Here is a 15394-nt window from a genome sequence, read left to right as displayed (position 1 = left end):
GAATCAGCGCAGCAGCGTGCAGATTCGCGACCGGCACTGCACCAGCACGAAGGTGTCCTTGTCCTCCGTGCAGCCCACCTTGAACACGGTCTGGCCGGATCGGCCGGTGACGTAGCTCATCACCTCCACCTTGGCGGGCGTGCAGTTGCCCAGCGACTTGGCGGCCTCCTTCGCCTCGGCCTGTCCGGCGGAGACGTTGGCGGCCTGGGCTGTCGGCGACGCCGACAGGCACAGCGCGAGGGCGCCGAGGGCAGCGAGGCGGAGTGCGGTGACGCGCATGGCCGGGTCGGTGGGCTGGTGGGGGCTGAGGAAGTTTATGGCACGGGCGGCGCGAATTCGGTTGTGCAAAAGTGGTAACCGTGAACTCACACGTTATTTGTGGGTTCGGCGTGCCGATGGGACAGGAAGAAGCGCAGCATCTCCCGTGCGGCGTCCGGCCCCTGAGGATCGGTGTAGGTGCCGTCCGGGCTGCCGCCGGACCAGGCGTGGCCGCTACCCTGGACGATCCACTGCTCGAACAGCGCCGCTCCGTCGCGGTCCATGTGAACGGTGCGGGTGAAGCCGCGCCCGCCGGGTGCCTGCCCATCCTCGGTCTTCGCGGTCAGCCCCTCCGCGTTGGCGGTGGCCTGGGCCATCACATGGTCGCCGTTGCGCGGGTGCACGACCTTGTCCGCGTCGCCGTGGAAGACGATGGCCGGAACCACCGGAGCCCCGGCCGCCGGCCGCTGGCCGGGCGATGAGCCGGCCTTCATCGCCAGCAGGGCGGAGGGCACGCCGCTGGCCGAGCCGTAGGGCAGGCCGGAATGGATGCCCACCGCGGCGAACAGGTCGGGATAGGTCGCCGCCAGGACCATCGCGGCGGACCCACCCGCCGAAATCCCGGCGACGTAGACGCGCCGCGGGTCGGCCCCTTGCTCCGCCAGGACCTGCCGGGCGGCTCCGGCGATCAGCGCCGGTTCTCCGCGCTCGCGGCGCTGGTGGTCGGGGTTGAACCAGTTCCAGCACTTCTTGTCGTTCGCCGCGGGGGTCTGCTCCGGATAGAGGACGAGGCAGCCGGCCTCCTCGGCCAGCTGGTTCATGCGGGTTCCGACGGCGAAGTCCTCCGGCGACTGGGTGCAGCCGTGCAGCATGACCAACAGCGGACGCGGTCCCGCCGCCGCCCCCTCCGGCACGAACAGCCGGTAGGCGAGCGAGCCGGAGTCGCCGGTGAAGATCCCGGATTCCATCGGCTCCGTCACGGGTACGGGCTTCGGCGGGGGTGGGGGAACGGGCGCGCCGCGGCGGAACAGCTTTCCGGTCAGGCGGCGGAGGAAGGCTGCGGCGCGGGCCAGGGCCGGGCGGGGCCGGGTGGTGTCGGTCACGATCGGCGGCTCCGGGATGGTTCGGGAAGGAAGGCGGCGGATGGTACGGGACGGAGGTGGCGGAGGACAACCGCCATGGCGGTTTGCGCCGGGGCGCCAACTGCGCTAACCATCCGGTTCCGCAAGCGCCCGTCCGCCAAGCGTCGCCCAAACCCGCAAGCGTCCAGGTGAGCCGACCGTCATGAGCACCGACATCACCCTCGTCCTGGGCGGCGCCCGCTCCGGCAAGAGCCGCTACGCCGAGGGGCTGGTGACCGCATCGCCCGGCCCGCGGGTCTACATCGCCACCGCCCAGATCTGGGACGCCGAGATGGCCGACCGCGTCGCCCGCCACAAGGAGGACCGCGGCCCCGGCTGGACGACGGTGGAGGAGCCGCTCGACCTGCCCGGCGCGCTGCGCCGCCACGCCAAGCCCGGAACGAGCGTGCTGGTCGACTGTCTGACGCTGTGGCTGTCCAACCTGATGATGGCCGAGGCCGACGTGCCCGCCCGTTCCGCCGAGCTGCTGGCCGCTCTGGCGGCGGTGGAGGGGTGGGTGGTGCTGGTCTCCAACGAGGTGGGGCTGGGCATCGTTCCGGACAACGCGCTGGCCCGCCGCTTCCGCGACCATGCCGGGCGACTGCATCAGGACATCGCCGCCGCAGCCCAGCGGGTGGCCTTCGTCGCCGCCGGGCTGCCGCTGCTGCTGAAGGGAGAAAAACCATGACCGAAGACGCCGACCGGAACGATGCCGACCAGAACGAACGCCACGCCGAGAAGATGAAGCGGCGCAAGGCGCTGCATGACCGGGTGATGGCCAGCAAGACGCAGGAGAAGGGCCTGCTGATGGTCAACACCGGCAATGGAAAGGGCAAGTCCACCGCCGCCTTCGGCCTGATCCTGCGCGCCGCCGGTCACGGCATGCGGGTGGGGGTGGTGCAGTTCGTCAAGGGCGCCTGGTCCACCGGCGAGACGGTGGCGCTGGAGCGCTTCGACGACCTCGTGGACTTCTTCACGATGGGTGAGGGCTTCACCTGGGAGACTCAGGACCGCGAGCGCGACATCGCCGCCGCCAAGGCCGCCTGGGCCAAGGCGCAGGAACTCATGGCCGACCCCAAGTACGGCCTCATCGTGCTGGACGAGCTGAACATCGTCCTGCGCATGGGCTATCTGCCGGTGGAGGAGGTGCTTCCCGTGCTGACCGGGCGGCGCGAGGGGTTGCATGTGCTGGTGACCGGCCGCACCGCCAAGCCGGAGCTGATCGAGGCCGCCGACCTCGTGACCGAGATGACCCTGGTCAAGCACCCCTTCCAGGCGGGCATCAAGGCCCAGCCGGGCATCGAGTTCTGAGCCATGGCCGCAGCGAAGGTCCCCCCACGCGCGATTATGCTTCAGGGCACCGGGTCCGACGTCGGCAAGTCGCTGCTGGTGGCCGGGTTGTGCCGGGCACTGATCCGCCGCGGCCTGACCGTGCGGCCCTTCAAGCCGCAGAACATGTCCAACAACGCCGCCGTCACCGCCGATGGTGGCGAGATCGGGCGCGCCCAGGCGCTCCAGGCGCGGGCCTGCGGGGTGGCGCCGTCCGTCCACATGAACCCGGTGCTGCTGAAGCCGCAGTCGGACGTCGGGTCCCAGGTGGTGGTGCGCGGCGTCGTGGCGGGCACGGCGCGGGCCGGCGACTACCAGTCGCGCAAGGGGCAGCTTCTCCCCACCGTGCTCGACAGCTTCGAGCGGCTGAAGGCCGAGGCGGACATCGTGGTGGTCGAGGGGGCGGGCAGCCCGGCCGAGGTCAATCTGCGTGCCGGCGACATCGCCAACATGGGCTTCGCCACCGCGGCGGGCGTGCCGGTGGTGCTGGTGGGCGATATCGACCGCGGCGGGGTGATCGCCAGCCTCGTCGGCACCCACGCCCTGATTCCGCCGGAGGAGCGGGCGCTGGTCGCCGGCTTCCTCATCAACAAGTTCCGCGGCGACGTGCGGTTGTTCGACGGCGGCCTCTCGGTCATCGCCGAGCGCACCGGTTGGCCGAGCTTCGGCGTCGTGCCCTGGCTGGCCGACGCCGCCCTGCTGCCGGCGGAGGACGCGGTGGCGCTGGACACCTGGAAGACCCGTTCCGGGGGGCGGTTGCGCGTCGCCGTGCCGATGCTGTCGCGCATCGCCAACTTTGACGATTTCGACCCGCTGGCCCAGGAGCCGGACGTGGCCCTGTCCATGGTGCCGCGTGGCCAGCCCCTGCCGGGCGACGCCGATCTGGTCATCCTGCCGGGCAGCAAGGCGACCATCGCCGATCTGGCGGTGCTGCGCGCCCAGGGCTGGGACGTCGATCTCGCCGCCCATCGCCGGCGCGGCGGGCGGGTGCTGGGAATCTGCGGCGGCTACCAGATGCTCGGCCGGCGCATCGCCGATCCGGACGGCATCGAGGGGCCGCCGGGCGAGGCCGAGGGGCTGGGCCTGCTGGAGGTGGACACCGTGCTGAAGGGGCCGAAGGTGCTGGAGGAAGCGACTGGTACAGAGACCGCCACGGGAGCCACGGTCGCCGGCTACGAGATGCACATGGGCCGCACGGAGGGGCCGGACCGCGACCGCCCGATGCTGACGCTGGCGGGCGGGCAGACCGATGGCGCGGTGTCCGCCGACGGGCGGGTGATGGGCTGCTACCTGCACGGCCTGTTCGGGGCGGACGGCTTCCGCGCCGCCTTCCTGACGGGACTGGGGGCCGAGGCGTCCGGCCAATCCTACGTCGCGACGGTCGAAGAGGCGCTCGACCGCATCGCCGCCCGGCTGGAGGAGCATGTGGACATCGACGCCCTGCTGGCCGCAGCCCGGTGAGCAGGCGCTTCATGAAACCGATTTCATGATCCCGCAACGCTGGGGTCAGGCGGGGGGCGCTACAACTGCAGTCATTGACGACGTTTGATTACTGGCGAGTCATCCACCGGCGGTTCCCGCCGCCGGCCACACACGATCCGGAATGTTCCCGCATACCCTCGGATCGTTTCTTGCGGCGGTGTGCATTGGGTTTTTGCCTTGGATCGGCGTCCCCCGCCCAGGCTTCCCCCCAAACCCTTGCACACCGCCGTCTTCTTTTCCCCTCCCAGCCTTTTTCGGAAACCGCCGCGCTTGACGCGGAGCCCCCTCGGCGGGCTTGAATGGGTGCCACAGGCCCCCGTATCCTCGCTCCCGAGACTCCATTCCCGTGCGTCCCGTCGTTCTCTTCCCCCTGTTCCGCCCGGTGACGGCACTCCCCGGCCTCGGTCCCCGGCTGGGCAAGCTCGTCGAAAAGCTGGCCGGTCCGCAGGTCGTGGACCTGCTGTGGCACCTGCCCTGCGGTGTCATCGACCGCCGTTACGCCCCGAAGATCGCCGAGGCGCCGAACGGGCGGATCGCCACCATGACGGTGCGCATCGATTCGCACGCCGCCCCGCACAATTCCCGCCATCCCTACAAGGTCCGCTGCACCGACCAAACGGGGGTGCTGGAGCTGATCTATTTCCATGTGAAGGGCGATTGGCTGGAACGGCAGATGCCGGTCGGCGCAACGGTGGTGGTGTCCGGCAAGGTGGAGTGGTTCCACGACACGCCGCAGATCACTCACCCCGACGCCGTGGTTCCGCTGGAGTCGAAGGACGAGATCGAGGCGGTGGAGCCGGTCTATCCGATGACCGCCGGGCTTCCGGCCAAGACGCTGCGCAAGGCCGTGCGCGCCATGCTGAACGACGTGCCGGAGCTGCCGGAATGGCAGGACGCGGCGTGGCGTTCCCGCAACGGCTGGCCGACCTGGCACGAGTCGATCCGCCGCGCCCACACGCCGGAGGACGAGGCGGACCTCGCCCCGACAAACCCGATCCGCCGTCGGTTGGCCTATGACGAGCTGCTGTCGAACCAGCTCGCCCTGACTCTGGTCCGCATGCAGCAGCGCCGCCTGTCGGGCCGCGTCATTCAGGGCGACGGGCGGCTGCGCGCCAAGGTGGCCGCAGCGCTGCCCTTCTCTCTGACCAACTCCCAGGCCACATCGCTGGCGGAGATCTACGAGGACATGGCGGCGGAGCGGCGGATGCTGCGCCTGCTCCAGGGCGACGTCGGCAGCGGCAAGACGGTGGTCGCGCTGATGGCGATGCTGAACGCGGTGGAGGCCGGCCATCAGGCCGCCCTGATGGCGCCGACCGAGATCCTGGCCCGCCAGCACGCCGAGAGCCTCGCCCCGCTGTGCAAGGCGGCGGGTGTGGACCTCGCTTTGCTGACTGGGCGCGACAAGGGCAAGGCGCGGCAGGCGGTGCTTGACCGGCTGGCCTCGGGCGAGTTGCCGCTGCTGGTCGGCACCCACGCGCTGTTCCAGGAGGATGTCGCCTTCAAGGACCTTGCCCTGGCGGTGATCGACGAACAGCACCGCTTCGGCGTCCACCAGCGGCTCCAGCTTTCCGCCAAGGGGCGGGCGGTGGACGTGCTGGTGATGACGGCGACGCCGATCCCGCGCACGCTGACCCTCACCGCCTATGGCGACATGGACGTGTCGCGCCTGACCGAGAAGCCGGCGGGGCGCAAGCCGATCCAGACCGTGACCGTCGCGCTCGACCGGCTGGAGGAGGTGGTGCACGGCATCCACCGCAAAGTGCAGGAAGGCGCGCGGGTTTATTGGGTCTGCCCGCTGGTCGACGAATCGGAGCAGACCGACCTCGCCGCCGCGACGGAGCGCCACGCCTTCCTGCGCGCCACCTTCGGCGACCGGGTGGGGCTGGTGCACGGCAAGATGCGCGGGCCGGACAAGGACGCGGTGATGGCCGCCTTCCAGGCCGGCAATCTGGACGTGCTGGTCGCCACCACGGTCATTGAGGTCGGGGTGAACGTGCCAGAGGCCACCGTCATGGTGATCGAGCACGCCGAGCGTTTCGGTCTCGCCCAGCTCCACCAGCTCCGCGGCCGGGTGGGGCGCGGCGAGAAGCCGTCGTCCTGCCTGCTGATGTTCGACCCGCAACTGACCGAGACGGCGCGCGCCCGCCTGAAGACGATGCGCGACACCGAGGACGGCTTCGTCATCGCCGAGGAGGATTTGCGGCTGCGCGGCGCGGGGGAGGTGCTGGGCACCCGCCAGTCGGGCCTGCCGGAATTCCGCATGGCCGATCTGGCGGTGCACGGCGACCTGCTGGCCGCCGCCCGTGACGACGCGAAGCTGATCGTGGACCGCGATCCGGACTTGGCCGGCGAGCGCGGTCAGGCGCTGCGCACCCTGCTGTACCTGTTCGAGCGGGACGCCGCGGCGAAGACGCTAAGGTCGGGTTGAGAGAAACGCCGGAAGACCCCGGCTCTTATGCCCGCTTGCGCTCGTCCAGCAGCGCGGCCTTCACCTCGCGGGGCTTGCGGTCGGGCGGAGTGACGATGCCGCCGGACATCACAAGCTTCAACCCGTCCTCCACCGTCATGTCCAGAACGGTAACCTCGCGCCGCGGCAGGATCGCCAGATAGCCGGCGGTCGGCGGGGCGCAGGGGATGAAGACGTGCACCATCTCCTCCTCGGAGATCTTCTGGATCTCCGGGTGGGCGGCGCCGGTGATGAAGCCCAGCGACCATATCCCGTTGCGCGGGAACTCAACCAGCACCACTTCGCGGAAGGCCTTGGACTTCTTGGCGAGCACCGTCTCGACGATCTGCTTCACCGCCCCGTAGACGGAGCGGACGACCGGCATGCGCTCCACCACACCTTCGCCGATGCGCACCACCAGCCGCCCGACATAGCCGGCGGCGAAGGCGCCGATCAGGGTCAGCACGATGATCAGCGTCAGCACCCCGATGCCGGGGATCGAGAAGGGCAGGTAGTTCTCGGGGTTGTAGGCGGAGGGGATCAGCGGGCGCACATGCCCGTCGATGAAGGCCAGCAGCCACCAGCCGAGATAGACCGTGACCGCGATCGGCGCCGTCACCAGAACGCCCGCCAGGAAATAGGCGCGCAGCCGCCCCGTCAGGCCGATGCCGGCGGGCCGGTGGGACGTGCTCTCGTCCGCCACGCTCTGGCTGTCCTGCTCGTTCCGATCCACCGCCCCACCCCCGAAAATCCGACGCCCGGTATAGTGATACAGGACATGGCTTCTGCTCAATCCACAACGACGTATCGGACGGCGGGAAAGAGTCGCGGGAGAGCAAGCGAAGGAACTCCCTCCGGGGGGCTGGTCCGCCACCCCCGCGCGCATCACATCGCTGAGGATGACCCATACCCCCCGCATCCTCTCGCTCGCCACGGCCCTGCCGCCCCATCGTCTCGGCCAGGACGAGGCGCTCGGCGTCGCGCGGGCCGTCTTCGGGCCGCGGATGCGCGACTTCGAACGGCTCGTGCCGGTCTTCGCCAACACCGGCATCGAGACGCGCCACGCGGTCATGCCCATCGACTGGTACATGGAGCCGCGCGGCTGGCCGGAGCGCACCGCCGCCTTTCGCGACGGCGCACTGGCCTTGCTGGAAGACGCGGCGGGGCAGGCGCTGGCCCGTGCCGGCCTGAGGCCGCAGGACGTGGACGCCATCGTCTGCGCCTCGACGACCGGAATCGCCACGCCCAGCCTGGAGGCCCTTTTGCTGGAGCGCATGGGCTTCCCTCCCGACACGGTGCGTCTGCCGCTGTTCGGGCTGGGCTGCGCCGGCGGCGTGCTGGGACTGACCCGCGCCGGCCAGATCGCCCAGGCGATGGCGGGGCAGACGGTGCTGTTCCTGGTGGTGGAACTCTGCACGCTGGCCTTCCGCTCGGCAGAGGCGACTCCGACCAACGTCGTCGCCAGCGCCCTGTTCGCGGATGGCGCAGCGGCGGCGGTGCTGCGTGCCGATGCTGAGGGAGAGGGGCCGCGCCTTGTGGACGGTGCGGAGCACACTTGGCCGGGAACGCAGGACGTGATGGGTTGGCGGGTCGAGGATGACGGTCTCGGCGTGATCTTCAGCCAGAGCATCCCGGCGCTGATCCGCAACCGGCTGGAACCGGTCCTCGACGGCTTCCTGGAGCGGCGGCGGCTGGCTCGCGGCGACCTCGCCGGGCTGATCTGCCACCCCGGCGGCGCCAAGGTACTGCATGCGCTGGAGGAGGTCTGCGCCCCGGTCTCCGCCGGGCTGGACGACGCCTGGGCGGTGCTGCGCCGCTGCGGCAACATGTCGGCGGCCAGCGTGCTGTTCGTGCTGGAGCGGCGCATCGCGTCCGGCGCCCGTGGTCCCCACCTGATGACCGCGCTCGGCCCCGGCTTCACCGCTGCGATGGCCCAGGTCGACCTCTAGGAGCGCTTGGAATGGAAACGCTGCCGCTGGGCTGGCCCCACGTCATCCTGCTGCTGGTCGCGGCCCAGCGTCTGGGCGAACTCGTCATCGCCCAACGCAACACGCGCCGCCTCCTGGCCGAGGGCGCGCAGGAGGTCGGGGCCGCCCATTACCCGCTGTTCGTCGGGCTGCACGCCGGCTGGCTTGCGCTGCTGTTCGCCGTCGTTCCGGCGGACGCGCCGATCAACGGCTGGCTGCTCGCCCTGTTCGTGCTGTTGCAGGCCGGGCGGGTCTGGGTGATCGCCACGCTGGGGCGGTTCTGGACCACCCGCATCGTCACCCTGCCCGGCGCCCCGCTGGTGCGGCGCGGGCCGTTCCGCTGGGTCCGCCACCCCAACTATCTGGTCGTGGCGGGCGAACTGGCCGTGCTGCCCCTGGTCTTCGGGGCGTGGTGGATCGCGGTGCTGGCCACGCTGCTGAACGTGCCGTTGACCCTGCACCGCATCCGTGTCGAGGACGGCGCGCTGTCCGGACGGCGCGCGCTCAGGTCAGCAGGAAGCACAGCATCGTGACGCAGCCGGCGATGGCCGCCCCGTCGAGGTGGTTCGGAAAGGCGTGCCAGAAGGACTCGCGGGATTCCGGCTCCGAGCGGTCCATCTCGTCGAGCCACAGGCCGGCGGGCAAGCCGCCGTTGGCGCGTTCCGCCAGGGCGCCGGACAGATGGGCCATCGACACCGCCAGATAGCAGAACTTCACGAAGTTCAGGACGAAGTACATCGGCCCGCCGGCCTCGGCGATGGGGTCTGTCACGCCGCCCATCGCCGCCACGGCGGTCGCCATGGCGATGGCCGCGGCGAAGGGGATGGCGACGACCGACAGCAGGCGCTGCGAATCCACGCGGCCGGCATAGGGGATCAGGCTGCGGGGAACGGGGCCGGAGGGCAGTTGGAACGACATGGCTCTCTCAATTCCGGTGGGCGCGTCCCGTCCGTTCTGCCGCTTTCAGGGTTAACGGGACGTTAGCGACACCCGTTGGAGGGAGGCGGTTCCACCTTTGCGCAGGCCCGGCTATGCTCAGGGTTGTGCTTGAGGGTCGCTGTCAGAAAAGGATGTAGCCCCGTGCCTGTTGACGCTGGACTGTCCCGGCTGGATGCGATCACGCTGTTGAGCCCACTGTCCGAGGAGGAGCGTGTCGCCCTGGCGCGCCAGTGCCGCTGGCGCCGCTTCCACGCCGGCGAGCAGATCATCGACCACCAGGGAGAATCGCGGGACGTCGTGCTGGTGGTCCACGGGCGCGTGCGGGTGCTGAGCCATTCCCCGGCGGGTCGCGAGATCAGCTTCGACGACATCGAGGCCGGCGGGTTCCTGGGAGAGATGGCGGCCATCGACGGGCTTCCCCGCTCGGCCTCCGCGATGGCTTTGGAGGAGGGAACCCTGATCGCCTTCCTGGCGCCCCAACCCTTTCAGGAATTGGTGTCCGGCCACCCGGAACTCGCCATGGCGGTGATGCGGCGGCTGTGCCGGGTCGTCCGCATCGCCACCGACCGGGTGATGGAATTGTCCACGCTGGGGGCCAACAACCGTGTCCACGCCGAGTTGCTGCGGCTCGCCAAACGCGGGCGGGTGGAAGGGGCGACGGCGGTGATCGCTCCGATTCCCCTCCATGCCGACATCGCCAGCCGGGTCAGCACGGCACGCGAGACGGTCGCCCGCGTGCTGAACGATCTTGCCCGCGATGGGCTGGTGGAGCGTCGGGCCGACGCGCTGGTCGTGCGCGACCTGCACCGGTTGGAGGCGTTGGTGGAGGATGTCCGGGCCGGCGCGTGAGGGGATGGCAGCCGGAAAGGGCGTATCAGTCCGTCCGCCCGAGAACGGTCAGGATCAGGGCGCGAAGCGATTCGGGATCATAGGGCTTGGGGAGGAAATGCCAGCCCGCGGCGCGGATCTCCGCCTGGGTAGCCGCGGATTCGTCGCCGGTGGTGATGATGACGGGCAGGGCGGAGCCGACGTCCTCCAGCACCGCCCGCACCGACTCCGGCGCCTTGCCGTGACGTCCCAGATGGTAATCGGCGACCAGGATGTCGGGGAGCGCCCCGCCGTTCAGCGCGTCCAGGAGCGCGTCTGGCGTCGGGGCGCTGACCAGCACCATTCCCCAATCCTCGAACAGGGTTTCCATGCACAGGCACAGCACCATGTCGTCCTCAAGAAGGGCGACGGTCAGTGTGCCGGAGCTTGCGGATCGGCCGGCGAGGGGGGCGTCGGTCATGCGTTATCCAATGAACAGCGGGGAAACCGGTGAACAGCAGGACGGCGATACCGGCTGCCCGATGCCGCCCGTCCAGCGTGTTTGGGAAAGCTGTTGCGGGGGTGGCCGCTGTCCGCTCCGTGGTCGGTCTGCTCAGTTATCTGTGCAGGTAATTAAGATTCTATATCGAATGGCGCGCCGACGCATTGTCATAGGTTAATCGGAAGGGAATATCGAAGAGGGTCGAAAAACCGATCAGTCCCCCGCGCGCTTTCGGTCGGACTTGGCGTCCAAGGCGTGCTCCAGCTGTTTGGGTGCCTGGATCAGGTGCAGGTACAACTCGTCGAACTGGCCGACGGAGGCGAGCTGCTTCACATCGTGGACGGTGATCTGCTGTCCGGCCAGATCGATCAGCCCGATGTCACGCAGCCGCCGGAGCGTCCGATTGATGTGGACGATGCTGAGCCCCAGCGCGTCGGCCAGGATTTCCTGGGTGACCGGCAGTGTGAAACGCCCCTCCTCGACCAGCCCAACGATGCTCAACCGCCGCAGCAGTTCCACGATCAGGTGGGCCGTGCGCTCCAGCGCGGTGCGGCGGCCGACGCTGAGCAGGCGTTCGGCGATGATCGCCTCCTCCTTGGCGCCCGACCAGGCGAGGGCGGCGGCCAGACGGGGGAAGAGCTTGAACAGTTCGATGATTCGTTCCGGCTGGAAGTTGGCGACCTCCGCCGGGGTCAGGGTGGTGACGCCATGGTCCGCCGTCTCGAACAGGTTGCAGTAAAAGCCGATGATGTCCCCGGGCAGGACAAAATTGACGACCTGCCGCCGCCCGTCGGGAAGCGCTTTGTGACGGATTGCCCAGCCTTTGCGCATCACTCGCACGCAACCGTAGCGTTCCCCCTGCTGGAGAAGATCAGAACGCGAACCGTGCCGGGTAACATTGCGCTCCAACTCGTTGAGGAAACTCTTCTCCTCGTCTGTCAGACTCATGTAACTGGTTATCTTGCGCCCCAGTGGAGATGACGGTATGTTGGCCTGGGCGCGGGTCATTTCTGTTCCAGCCTTTGATCGTCCAATTGTTATGGCCCCGAAGCGAGTGCCACTGCCAGCCCAATTCCGGGCGGCCTCGAACGATTAAGCCAAACGATAAAACCATCTATAACATAGGTTAATAGGGGTTAGATTTTCTCGACCGGACAGGTGAGGGATCATATACAAAACTGTTGGTGGCATTGGCCGTATGGGGTTTTGAACGGCCGGCGGTGGTAACAGATCAGTGCGGGGGGCGGCATGGCGGCGGAGCGGGATGCGGCGGGACTGGCTGCCCTCTCGATTTGTGAATCCCTTATGCTCGCATTGGTGGAACGCGGGGTCTTACGGCTCGAGGAAGCGCATGCCGCGCTTGAGGACGCCGCTGCCGCCCACCAGAATCGCGATCCAAAGGGTGAGGATCCAAATCTGCATCGCGTGGCGTTGCAGATCGTTGAGCGCCTGATGATCCAGGTGAACGCCACCCATCCTGCGTCGGCGCATGTCGGGATCGGGCAGATGGCGGACGGCGGTTCCCAGGACTAAGAAAGCGTACGGCACGCCTTTCCGGGCGAAATGAAGGGAGCCCCGCCATTCCGGCGGGGCTCCCTTCATGCGTGCGATTCGGGTTGGCGATCCGATGGGGCGGTCAGTCCGCCCCGGCTCCGGCGGCTTCCGTGGGTTCAGGGCGCCGCTTGCCCAGCCCGATGTTGGGGAAGGCGTTGATCAGGGCGGTGATGAAGGCGGACAGGTAGGGCAGCGACTGTACGACCAAAAGGCCCGACCACATAAAGGCGTCGCGATTCTCGTGACCGAACACCACCACGATGGCCAGAGCGGCGCCCCAAAGGCCCAGCAGCAGCGCGATCTCCTCCCGCGCCATCAGGAAGGCCTGCATCAGCGCCGGCTGGTTCTCGCACTTCGGCGTGCGGACGAAGGGGCGCCCGGAAGTGAACATGCCCAGCCACATGGCGCGGCCCACCGTGTGGGTCAGCGCCATGCCGGCGATGGCGGCCCCGACCTTGTCCCAGAAGCCGCACTTCACCCGCGCCTCGTACAGCCAGAGCGAGGCGCCGACCTTGAAGGCGAAGACGCTGAGCGTCGGGATCATGAAGACGCTGGGCGGGAACTCGAAATACTTCGGGAAGGCCAGCAGGCCGAGCGACCAGATGATGCCGGCGATGCCGAAGATCATGTGGGCGGCGTCGGCGAACCAGGGCAGCCAGCCGGTGATGAAGTGATACTTCTGCCCGGCGGTCAGGCGCGGGCCGCCCGGCAGCAGGTCGCGCCAGTGGTGCTTGAGGATCTGAACGGCACCGTAGGCCCAGCGGAAGCGCTGCGTCTTGTAGGCGGAGAAGCTGTCGGGGACGAGGCCCTTGCCGTAGCTCTCCGGCATGTAGACGGCCTCGTACTTGTGCTCGAACAGGCGCAGGCCGAGGTCGGCGTCCTCGGTGATGCACCACTCGCCCCAGCGGCCGACCTCCTCCAGCGCGGACTTGCGGATGATGGTCATGGTGCCGTGCTGGATGATCGCGTTGCGCTCGTTGCGCTGGATCATGCCGATGTGGAAGAAGCCGGCGTATTCCCAGTTGATCATCCGCTGGAACAGGTCGTGGCTCCAGTCCCGGTAGTCCTGCGGGGACTGCACGAAGCCGACCTCCGGCCGGTTGAAATGGGGGATGGTCGCCTTCAGCCAGTCGGGGTGGACCTGATAGTCGCTGTCAATGACAGCGATGTGCTGGGCGTCCGGCGCCGTCTGGGCGAGGCCGAAATTCAGCGCGCCGGCCTTGAAGCCCGGCCAGTTGTCCAAGTGGAAGAAGCGGAACTTCGGCCCCAGCTTGCGACAATACTCCTCGACCGGGCGCCACACCGCCGGGTCCTTGGTGTTGTTGTCGAGCAGCAGGACCTCGTAGTTCGGGTAGTCCAGCCGGGCCAGCGCGTCCAGCGTCTCCATGACCATGTGCGGTGGCTCGTTGTAGCAGGGCACATGGATGGACACCTTCGGCGCGTCGGGCAGAGGGGCCGCCGAGCAGGGCTGGAACTTGCGCTTGAAGCGGTCCTGCCAGACGACCTCCGTCAGCTCCAGCCCGTCGATCAGCATGACGGCGAGCAGGACGAGCTGGCAGAAGACCAGGATGCCCCAAGCGATCTCGGTGGTGGTGGCGAGACCGGCGACGCTGGCCGCGGTGAAGGTGAAGACCAGCACCGACGACACGCCCTGGATCATCGCGCCGTAGAAGACCTGCCCGCCGAACTTCAGGTCGCCGCCGCGGCGCCACAGGAAGAAGACGAGCGGCAGGAAGCCTACGGCGATGGAGATGCCGCAGAGCAGCGGCCAGTTCCGCAACTCCGTCACCTCGCCGATCATCGGGAACTTCGGCTTGCGCCACGCGTCCCACAGGCCCCAGCTGGTGCCGGCGGTGCCTTCGATCTCCCGCTTCCAGGGCTGGTCGAAGGCCTCCATGATGAAGTAGTCGAGCTTGTTCTGCGCCGCGACGTTCAGGAAGGTGCGGATGAACTTGGCCTGGTTGACCTGGCTCGCCTCGGCGCCGCGGCGCCACGGGCCGTCCGCCGGCCAGCCGATTTCCGAGATCAGGATGTGCTTGTTCGGGAACTTGGTCTTCAGCTCGTTGTAGCGGAACATGGCGTAATCGACCGACTGGTCGGCGGGCACGCCTTCCCAGTAGGGCAGCAGGTGGACGGCCAGGAAGTCCACGGCGTCGGCCAGTTCCGGATGCTCCAGCCAGACGTGCCACGGCTCCGCGGTGGAGACCGGGACGTTGACCTTCTTCTTCACACGCTTGATGTACTCGATGGCCTGCGGGACGGTGACGTCGGCGCGCAGGATCGCCTCGTTGCCGACCAGGACGCGGCGGACGTTGTTGTTGTCGCGCGCCAGCTTGATCAGGCCGTTGATCTCCGGCTCGTCAATCTCCGGCTTGCCGGCGATCCAGGCGCCCGCGGTGATCGGAATCCCGTACTTGCGGGCGATGGGCGCCGTCTGCTCCGACCCGTCGGTGGTGGAGTAGATGCGCACGCCCTTGACCGACCCCTCCAGGGCCTTCATGTCCTTCTCGATGTCCTCCGCCGAGGCCTTGTCGCCCTTGGACGGGCTCTTGTCCGGGTGGAAGGGCGTGTAGCCGACGCCGCTGATGGCGCCGCCCCAGGACCGTTCGGCGACCGGGCGGTTCCACAGCGCCCAGACTCCGATGTTGCCCAGGATCACGAGAAGAAGAGCCGCGATCGCCGACTTGCGCATGACCGTCTTTCTTTGTCCCAAACGTCTGCCGGCCGTCCTGGCTTTGTCCGCCCCGGCCGGGCATCTTTCAATTCAGCGAAGGGGTTCAACCGGATCGGCACGCAGGGGGACTCGCCGCCCCGACACCGCCTTCGGACCGAACACCCGTACCCACCACCCTGGTTGCAGGACACGTCTCAATCCGCCGCGCGATCCGTATAAGCCGGAAGTCCGAACGCCTCCGACCGGAACATCACCGGACCGAATAAAGATCGTGCGGCAGTTTATACATTTTTCCTAGTCCCGCAACCAGTCCCA

The 15394-nt window shown here is 68.5% G+C and carries 15 protein-coding genes; 8 read left to right on the top strand and 7 right to left on the bottom strand.

Annotated elements, in window-relative coordinates:
• Window positions 1–3: 3 nt before the first annotated feature.
• Together ACWPXE_RS15255 and ACWPXE_RS15250 are read right to left on the bottom strand one after the other, a co-directional pair.
• Window positions 4–279 (bottom strand): hypothetical protein, encoded by a 276-nt coding sequence (locus ACWPXE_RS15255; RefSeq protein ID WP_454018501.1) that lies wholly within the window; start codon window positions 277–279, stop codon window positions 4–6.
• Window positions 280–365: 86 nt separating this feature from the next.
• Window positions 366–1361 carry an extracellular catalytic domain type 1 short-chain-length polyhydroxyalkanoate depolymerase gene (locus ACWPXE_RS15250; protein ID WP_454018500.1) on the bottom strand — a complete coding sequence of 332 codons (996 nt, stop codon included), beginning with the start codon at window positions 1359–1361 and terminating at the stop codon, window positions 366–368.
• A gap of 181 nt (window positions 1362–1542) precedes the next feature.
• On the opposite strand from ACWPXE_RS15250, the gene cobU reads away from it, so the two are divergent.
• The 4 genes from cobU to recG all read left to right on the top strand — a co-directional run bounded on the left by cobU (window position 1543) and on the right by recG (window position 6618).
• A complete protein-coding gene (gene cobU / locus ACWPXE_RS15245) occupies window positions 1543–2067 on the top strand; it encodes a bifunctional adenosylcobinamide kinase/adenosylcobinamide-phosphate guanylyltransferase (protein WP_454018499.1) in 525 nt (174 codons plus the stop codon).
• The gene (gene cobO / locus ACWPXE_RS15240; protein WP_454018498.1) at window positions 2064–2690 is read left to right on the top strand and encodes a cob(I)yrinic acid a,c-diamide adenosyltransferase; all 627 of its coding nucleotides are present in this window, start codon (window positions 2064–2066) and stop codon (window positions 2688–2690) included. Before cobU ends, cobO begins: the two co-directional genes overlap by 4 nt.
• A gap of 36 nt (window positions 2691–2726) precedes the next feature.
• On the top strand, window positions 2727–4169 hold the full coding sequence (locus ACWPXE_RS15235; RefSeq protein WP_454018497.1) for a cobyric acid synthase: 1443 nt from the start codon (window positions 2727–2729) through the stop codon (window positions 4167–4169).
• A 367-nt stretch (window positions 4170–4536) separates the two neighbouring features.
• Window positions 4537–6618, top strand: a complete 2082-nt coding sequence (recG, locus tag ACWPXE_RS15230; RefSeq protein WP_454018496.1) for an ATP-dependent DNA helicase RecG — start codon at window positions 4537–4539, stop codon at window positions 6616–6618.
• Window positions 6619–6643: 25 nt separating this feature from the next.
• Here recG and ACWPXE_RS15225 read toward each other — a convergent pair whose 3' ends face one another.
• Entirely contained in the window at window positions 6644–7369 is a 726-nt protein-coding gene (locus ACWPXE_RS15225) for a DUF502 domain-containing protein (RefSeq protein ID WP_454018495.1), read from the bottom strand.
• Between the two features lie 166 nt (window positions 7370–7535).
• Between ACWPXE_RS15225 and ACWPXE_RS15220 the strand changes: the two genes are divergently transcribed.
• Complete coding sequence (locus ACWPXE_RS15220; protein WP_454018494.1) at window positions 7536–8585, top strand: type III polyketide synthase; 1050 nt, start codon at window positions 7536–7538, stop codon at window positions 8583–8585.
• Window positions 8586–8596: 11 nt separating this feature from the next.
• Window positions 8597–9136, top strand: a complete 540-nt coding sequence (locus ACWPXE_RS15215) for an isoprenylcysteine carboxyl methyltransferase family protein (protein WP_349597475.1) — start codon at window positions 8597–8599, stop codon at window positions 9134–9136.
• On the opposite strand, the gene ACWPXE_RS15210 is transcribed toward ACWPXE_RS15215, so the two are convergent.
• On the bottom strand, window positions 9108–9521 hold the full coding sequence (locus ACWPXE_RS15210) for a hypothetical protein (protein ID WP_174451832.1): 414 nt from the start codon (window positions 9519–9521) through the stop codon (window positions 9108–9110). The genes ACWPXE_RS15215 and ACWPXE_RS15210 overlap by 29 nt on opposite strands.
• 162 nt (window positions 9522–9683) lie before the next feature.
• Between ACWPXE_RS15210 and ACWPXE_RS15205 the strand changes: the two genes are divergently transcribed.
• Window positions 9684–10391 (top strand): Crp/Fnr family transcriptional regulator, encoded by a 708-nt coding sequence (locus ACWPXE_RS15205; RefSeq protein ID WP_454018493.1) that lies wholly within the window; start codon window positions 9684–9686, stop codon window positions 10389–10391.
• A gap of 25 nt (window positions 10392–10416) precedes the next feature.
• On the opposite strand, the gene ACWPXE_RS15200 is transcribed toward ACWPXE_RS15205, so the two are convergent.
• Both ACWPXE_RS15200 and ACWPXE_RS15195 read right to left on the bottom strand, forming a co-directional pair.
• Complete coding sequence (locus ACWPXE_RS15200) at window positions 10417–10830, bottom strand: response regulator (protein WP_174451834.1); 414 nt, start codon at window positions 10828–10830, stop codon at window positions 10417–10419.
• A 234-nt stretch (window positions 10831–11064) separates the two neighbouring features.
• Complete coding sequence (locus ACWPXE_RS15195; RefSeq protein WP_246653612.1) at window positions 11065–11799, bottom strand: Crp/Fnr family transcriptional regulator; 735 nt, start codon at window positions 11797–11799, stop codon at window positions 11065–11067.
• A 300-nt stretch (window positions 11800–12099) separates the two neighbouring features.
• Between ACWPXE_RS15195 and ACWPXE_RS15190 the strand changes: the two genes are divergently transcribed.
• Window positions 12100–12384, top strand: coding sequence for a hypothetical protein (locus ACWPXE_RS15190; RefSeq protein ID WP_237903460.1), 285 nt, complete (start codon window positions 12100–12102; stop codon window positions 12382–12384).
• 103 nt (window positions 12385–12487) lie between these two features.
• Here the strand turns inward: ACWPXE_RS15190 and ACWPXE_RS15185 are convergent, their stop codons facing one another.
• The gene (locus ACWPXE_RS15185; RefSeq protein ID WP_454018492.1) at window positions 12488–15097 is read right to left on the bottom strand and encodes a glycosyltransferase family 2 protein; all 2610 of its coding nucleotides are present in this window, start codon (window positions 15095–15097) and stop codon (window positions 12488–12490) included.
• Between the last annotated feature and the right edge of the window lie 297 nt (window positions 15098–15394).

Source organism: Azospirillum sp. Marseille-Q6669, from assembly GCF_965111635.1.
This window is presented reverse-complemented; position numbering and strand designations above follow the sequence as displayed.